Raw genomic sequence first — 6,018 nt, forward strand, 5'->3', positions numbered from 1 at the left:
GGACTCTACGAGCGCGGAATCCTCTCGGCTGGCATAGGCTGGCAGGTGCCGCGCATGCCGGGGCTCGGCGATGTCGACTGGAGCGGCTTCTTCTCCGGCCTCTACCGGGCCGGCTATGACGGACCCATCATCATCGAACACGAGGACAGGCGATTTGAAGGCAGCGACGATCAGGTGAAGCGGGGCTTTCTGCTTGCCCGCGACGTGCTGCGTCCGTTCGTGAAATGACGGCGCAAATGCATGTCGCCCAAAGCGCGGAGGAGCGATTTTGGGACAATGACATGCATGGAACAAGCACAAGAACTTAAGGCGCGCCGCGTGAATCTCTTTCTGCGCGACGCGGTTTAACGGCTTGGAACTGAACTGAAAAACAATGTGGAGGAAGTCTGAAATGAAGAAATATCTGACCATGGTCCCGCTACTTGCCGGCGCGGCCTTCCTGGCCTCGGTGGGCGCCTCGTCCGCCGCTGGCAAATACACCATAGGCATCTCCAACACCGTGCAGGGCAATGGCTGGCGCGAGGAGATGGTGTGCGCCATGAAGGCGCAGGCGCTGGCCTCCGGCGAGGTGGCCAAGCTCAACATCGCCCACCGCAACACCGATGCGGCCGGCCAGCTCGAAGACATCCGCAACCTGATCAGCGCCAAGGTCGACGCCATTGTCGTCAACCCGGCCGATCCGGCCGGCATCAAGGCGGGCCTCGAGGAAGCCACCAAGGCCGGCATCGTCGTCGTTGCCGTCGACCAGGCGGTCACCGAACCGTCTGCCTACATCATCTCCAACAACCAGGAGCAGTACGCCTATCTCGGCGCCAAATGGCTGTTCGGACAGATGGGCGGCAAGGGCGAAGTGTTCTACATGCGCGGTGCCGCCGGCGCGTCCGCCGACAGCGACCGCGACAAGGGCTTCAAGAAGGCGCTGGCCGAATTCCCAGACGTGAAGGTCGCACAGGAAGTCTTCACCGGCTGGCAGCAGGACCAGGCCAAGCAGCAGATCCTTTCTTTCCTCTCGACGGGAACGCCGATCAACGGCATCTGGACCTCCGGCATCGACAAYGTCATCGTCGACGCGCTGGTCGAGTCGCAGGCGCCGCTGGTGCCGATCGTCGGTGCCGACAATGCCGGCTTCGTCGGCCAGTTGAGCTCGGTGAAGGGTCTCGTCGGCGCCGCAGTCACCAACCCCGGTTCGATCGGCGGCGCTGGCGTGACGCTGGCGCTGCAGATCCTCGACGGCAAGAAGCCGGCACAACAGACCGTGCTTGTCGAACCGCAGCTGTGGGAGAACGCCACCGACGAAGGCAAGGCCAAGCTGAAGGCCGCCGCCGACCCGTCGCTGAGCCCCGAATGGCCGGTCTCGATCTCGATCCCCGACTGGACCACCTACACCAAGGACCAGATCGTCGCCTGCAAAGGCCCGGGCGAGTAAGTCTGGGCTTTCGCTAACGGCCGTCGGTCGGCGCCGCCCCTCACCTGCCTGCCGGCATCCTCTCCCCGTATAGAGACGGGGAGAGGAACGTCGTCGTCCGGCAGGACAGTGAGGGGCGGCGCTGACATTCGCAGTGATCCGAGCACGCAACCCGAGAACCGCACGATTTGACCAGCAACCCGCTCCTCGACGCCACCGGCGTCGCCAAGAATTACGGCGCCGTTGCCGCGCTGCGCAACGCATCGCTTTCGGTGCTGCCGGGCGAGGTGCACGCGCTGATGGGCGCCAACGGCGCCGGCAAGTCGACGCTGGTGAAGATCCTGACCGGCGCTATTCGTGCCAATGCCGGGCGTATCCTGATCCGTGGCGAGGCCCGCGACATACGCTCGCCCGCCGCCGCCCGCCGCGCCGGCCTTTTACCCGTCTACCAGGAACCGTCGCTGATCCCCGATCTCGACGTGCTGTCCAATCTCAGGCTGACCGGCACGCCGGTCGAGCCGTTCCGCGCCTGGGTGCGCGAACTCGGCATTCCCGATCTCGATATCCGCGACACCGCCCGCGACATTCCGCTGGCCGTACTGCGCGTGCTCGACCTGGCGCGTGCGCTCGCCGTCGAGCCCGACGTGCTGCTGCTCGACGAGATGACGGCGGCGCTGCCCGCCAACCTTGCCGAAAAGGTGCTGGAAGTGGTGCGCCGCCAGGGGGACAGCGGCCGCGCGGTGATCTTCATCTCGCATCGCTTCGTCGAGATCTCGGCGCTGTGCGACCGCGCCACCGTACTGCGCGACGGCGAGACCGTCGGCGTCGTCGACATCGTGCCCGGCGTCGAGGAAAAGATCGTCGAGCTGATGCTCGGCACACGCATCGTCAAGACCCATGTCGCCGCCCGCAGCGCTGCCCAAAAGGCTGCGCCCGCCCCTGCCCGCCCGCGGCTGGCGGTGCGCAATCTGCGCGTCGGAACCAAGCTCAACGATGTCTCCTTCGATCTCGCCGATGGCGAGGTCGCCGGCGTCGTCGCCCTTGAGGGCCAGGGCCAGGACGAGCTGTTCGCCGCTCTTGCTGGCTCGATCCGGCCATCGGGCGGCGCAATAGAGGTCGACGGCCAGCCGGCGAAATTCTCCCACCCGATCGACGCCATCCGCGCCGGCCTCGCCTATGTGCCAGGCGACCGCGCCGAGGCGCTGGCCATGCAGCGCTCGGTGCGCGAGAACATCGCGCTGCCCTTCAGTGCCGCCTTGCGCAACTGGGGGCCGATTGCCATGCGCCAGGAGCGCGCCAAGGTGGTCAGCGCCATCGAGCGGCTGCAGATCGACACCCGCGCGCAAGGGGAAGTGCAGCGCCTGTCCGGTGGCAACCAGCAGAAGGTGACCATCGCCCGCTGGATCGCCGCCGACACACGGACCCTGCTGTGCTTCGACCCGACGCGCGGCATCGATGTCGGCACCAAGCAGGAGATCTACAAACTGCTGCGCGAGGTCGCCGGCAACGGCAAGTCGGTGCTGTTTTACACCTCCGAACTGGAGGAGGTGCAGCGTGTCTGCGACCGCGTCATCGTGATCTTCGGCGGTCGCGTCGTCGACATCTTCCCGGTCGAGGAGGCCGACGAGCCGGCGCTGATGCGCGCCGCCTACGGCCTGCCGCGCGGCGCCAAGGCCGACATCGGCATTTTGGCAGATCCCCACGCTTCTTCGCCTGAGAACGCGAGTTCCTCGGATTCAAACACGCCGGGGCCGACGCCATGAGCCATTTCCTGCGCCGCCAGGGCTGGGTCGCCGGCCTGTTCGTCCTCTTCGTCGTCCTGTTCATCATCACAAAACTGATCCAGCCGGCCTATGGCAGCGGCGATTTCGGCTCGCTCGTGCGCGCCGTGCTGCCTTACGCCTTCGCGGTCGCCGCGCAGACCGTCGTCGTCATCGCCGGCGGCATCGACCTGTCGGTCGCCGCCATGATGGCGCTGACCAGCGTCACCGCCGCCTCGATGATGTCAGGCGCCAGCGAAGAATATGCGCTGTTCGTGGTGCCCTTCGTGCTCGCCATGGGGTTCGTGCTCGGCGCCATCAACGGAACGCTGATCGTCGTCACCCGCGTGCCCGACATCGTCGTCACACTCGCCACTCTGTTCGTCCTGCAAGGCGCTGCCCTTTTGGTGCTCGACGCACCGGGCGGTGCCGCGGCCGAATGGCTGAAGGCGCTGATCTCGGGCACGGTGCCGATCCCCGGCCTGCCCGACGACATCGATGCCTGGCTGCCCAAGGCTTTGCTGCTGCTCATCGTCTGCCTGTGCATCATCTGGATACCGCTCAGGCGCTCCCGCCTCGGCCTCTCCATCTACGCCATCGGCTCGAGCGAGCTGGCAGCGTTCCGCAGTGGCGTGCCGGTGGCGCGCACCCGCATCATCGCCTATGCGCTGTCGGGCCTGTTCGCCGCTTTTGGCGGGCTGGCTCTGACCATGAGCACCGGCATCGGCGCGCCCATTCCTGGCCCCTACCTGCTCGCCAGCGTCGCGGCGGTCGTGCTGGGCGGCGTCGCACTCGGCGGCGGCAGAGGCGGCCTGCTCGGCCCCATCGTCGCAGTCTTCGTGCTGCGGCTGGTGCGCACCGATTTGACGCTGCTTGCCATCGACCCCAACGTCACCGCCATCATCGAAGGCGCCATCATGGTCGCCGTGGTGATGTTCGGGGCCTTCATCACCATGCGGAGCCAGCAATGATGAGTGGGCATGAAATGGGGCGCCGCGGAGCACTATCCTCTGCCGTCAACCGAACCAACATCGGGCGAAACCAATCGCGAGCACGAGCGTCATGAGCACAACCGCGATCTCTCCCCAACCTGTCCCCTTCGGCCGCCGCGTAAAGCGCTTTATGGCCGACCGGCCGCTGATCCCGCTGATCATCTTGCTCGTCATCCTGGTGGTGATCCTGCAGATCCTGCGCCCCGGCATCGTCAACGAGCGCTGGATCGCCAACACCATCAAATTCGCCATTCCCTTGGCGATCCTCGCCGGCTGCCAGACCATGACCATGCTGACCGGCGGCATCGACCTGTCGATCGGCACGGTGGCGACGATGAGCGCCTTCATCATGGCCACGCAAATCGTCAACCAGGACCCGGCGGTGGCCTTCGCACTGGCGATGATGCCGGCGGTGCTGATCGGACTGGTCAACGGCATCGGCGTCGGCGTCTTCCGCGTCCATCCGCTGATCATGACGCTGGGCACCAGCCTGATCGGCACCGGCTGCCTGCAGGTCTACCAGCGCACGGTTATCGCGTCGGGCGCCAAGATCCCCGACTTCCTCGCCTGGCTCGGCACCGGCCTGACTTACGGCATTCCCAACGCGCTGCTGCTGTTCGTGCCGCTGGCCGCACTCATCGTCTTCACGCTCAGCCGCACCGGCTTCGGCCGCCTGCTCTACGCCGTCGGCGACAATGAGCGCGCGACCCGCCTCTCCGGCGTGCGATACTGGCAGGTCATCACCGCGCTCTATGTCATCTCCAGCGTGCTCGCCGGCATCACCGGCCTGCTCTACATCGGCCTGATCAAGGCCCCTTCCCTGTCGCTCGCCGAACCGCTGGTGCTGCCTTCGGTGGCGGCAGCCGTGATCGGCGGCACCTCGATCTTCGGCGGCCGCGGCGGTTACACCGGCACCATCATCGGCGCCCTGATCCTCACAGTGCTGACCACGCTGCTGACCATCCTGCAAATGCCGGAAGGGGCCAGACGGATCTTGTTCGGCCTGATCGTGCTGTTCGTGACGGCGGCGTATCTGCGGATTGTGGAGGAAAGGTAGGGGGGCGGCCGCGGAACCGAATGTCCGCGTCACGCCGCGTTTCCGCCACAGAGGCAAGAGGCAGCTTTGCGCCGACAATGGTCGCTGTCCCCGGCATTCTCGAACAGCCATTCTCCGTCTCGAAAGAAGGCCTCCCTTTTAGCTTTGGGCCCGCATCGCAAGCCGATGGTCGCAGTATACAGCCGGATCTGAGGCAATATGTGCGTCGACAGGTTAGCGAGCTGCGATGGATCGAAAGACTCTTGGAAGCTTATTTGCGTTCCAGCAGCTATAGCCGACTTTGTCTCACTCCCCTGGCAAGTAGGTTTCGTCCAACGGGCGATTGGACTGGTCGCCCTTGGCCGCCACTACAAAGAAATACAGGAGTGACGCCAATCGGAACTCGTGCAGTTGTTGCTAGTCCACGAGGTTAAAAAAGGACGCACGGATCGGCTTAAGCTAGGAAGATTCCAGCTTGCAGCCTAGCTAATTTACTGACATATTTATCTGTTTCCGAGTTTTGCACTGTGGCAATTGGGGCAAAAAGATGGCCAAGGAATCTGCGAATGCCGCTTCTCCAGCAGTTAAAGCGGACGTAAATCTGATGGGTAATGCAGAGGGTAACGGGCTGAACTTCATGGCGGCCCAGGCTCGCGAGGGCGGAGGCTCCGGCGACGCTGTAGGTGTCGACAAGATACGCGATCTGCTGTTCGGCAACCAGATGCAGGACTATGACCGCCGGTTTTCCAAGCTTGAAGAACGGTTCTTGCAGCGCTTCAAGGATGTCGAATCCGAGGCCAAGCGCAATCTCGAAATGTACGAGTC

General features: G+C 64.7%; 4 protein-coding genes and 2 pseudogenes. All 6 read left to right on the top strand.

All coding sequences use genetic code 11. The annotated features are described in order from the left end of the window. A pseudogene (locus ACXJ7R_RS22530) lies at positions 1–228 on the top strand (sugar phosphate isomerase/epimerase); the annotation flags it as partial. Between the two features lie 163 nt (positions 229–391). After that, positions 392–1,426 carry an ABC transporter substrate-binding protein gene (locus ACXJ7R_RS22535; RefSeq protein WP_095091300.1) on the top strand — a complete coding sequence of 345 codons (1,035 nt, stop codon included), beginning with the start codon at positions 392–394 and terminating at the stop codon, positions 1,424–1,426. A 167-nt stretch (positions 1,427–1,593) separates the two neighbouring features. Further along, positions 1,594–3,168, top strand: a complete 1,575-nt coding sequence (locus ACXJ7R_RS22540) for a sugar ABC transporter ATP-binding protein (protein WP_457153782.1) — start codon at positions 1,594–1,596, stop codon at positions 3,166–3,168. Continuing rightward, entirely contained in the window at positions 3,165–4,136 is a 972-nt protein-coding gene (locus ACXJ7R_RS22545; protein WP_457153783.1) for an ABC transporter permease, read from the top strand. The genes ACXJ7R_RS22540 and ACXJ7R_RS22545 overlap by 4 nt, the downstream gene beginning before the upstream one ends. Positions 4,137–4,227: 91 nt before the next feature. After that, on the top strand, positions 4,228–5,214 hold the full coding sequence (locus ACXJ7R_RS22550; protein ID WP_457153784.1) for an ABC transporter permease: 987 nt from the start codon (positions 4,228–4,230) through the stop codon (positions 5,212–5,214). A gap of 526 nt (positions 5,215–5,740) precedes the next feature. After that, a pseudogene (locus ACXJ7R_RS22555) lies at positions 5,741–6,018 on the top strand (hypothetical protein); the annotation flags it as partial.

This window comes from Mesorhizobium sp. P5_C1 (assembly GCF_054049815.1).

What these genes read in the sequence shown, in the direction of transcription:
- ACXJ7R_RS22545 (WP_457153783.1), top strand. Translation starts at nt 3,165, where the DNA reads ATGAGCCATTTCCTGCGCCGCCAGGGCTGGGTCGCCGGCCTGTTCGTC.
- ACXJ7R_RS22550 (WP_457153784.1), top strand. Translation starts at nt 4,228, where the DNA reads ATGAGCACAACCGCGATCTCTCCCCAACCTGTCCCCTTCGGCCGCCGC.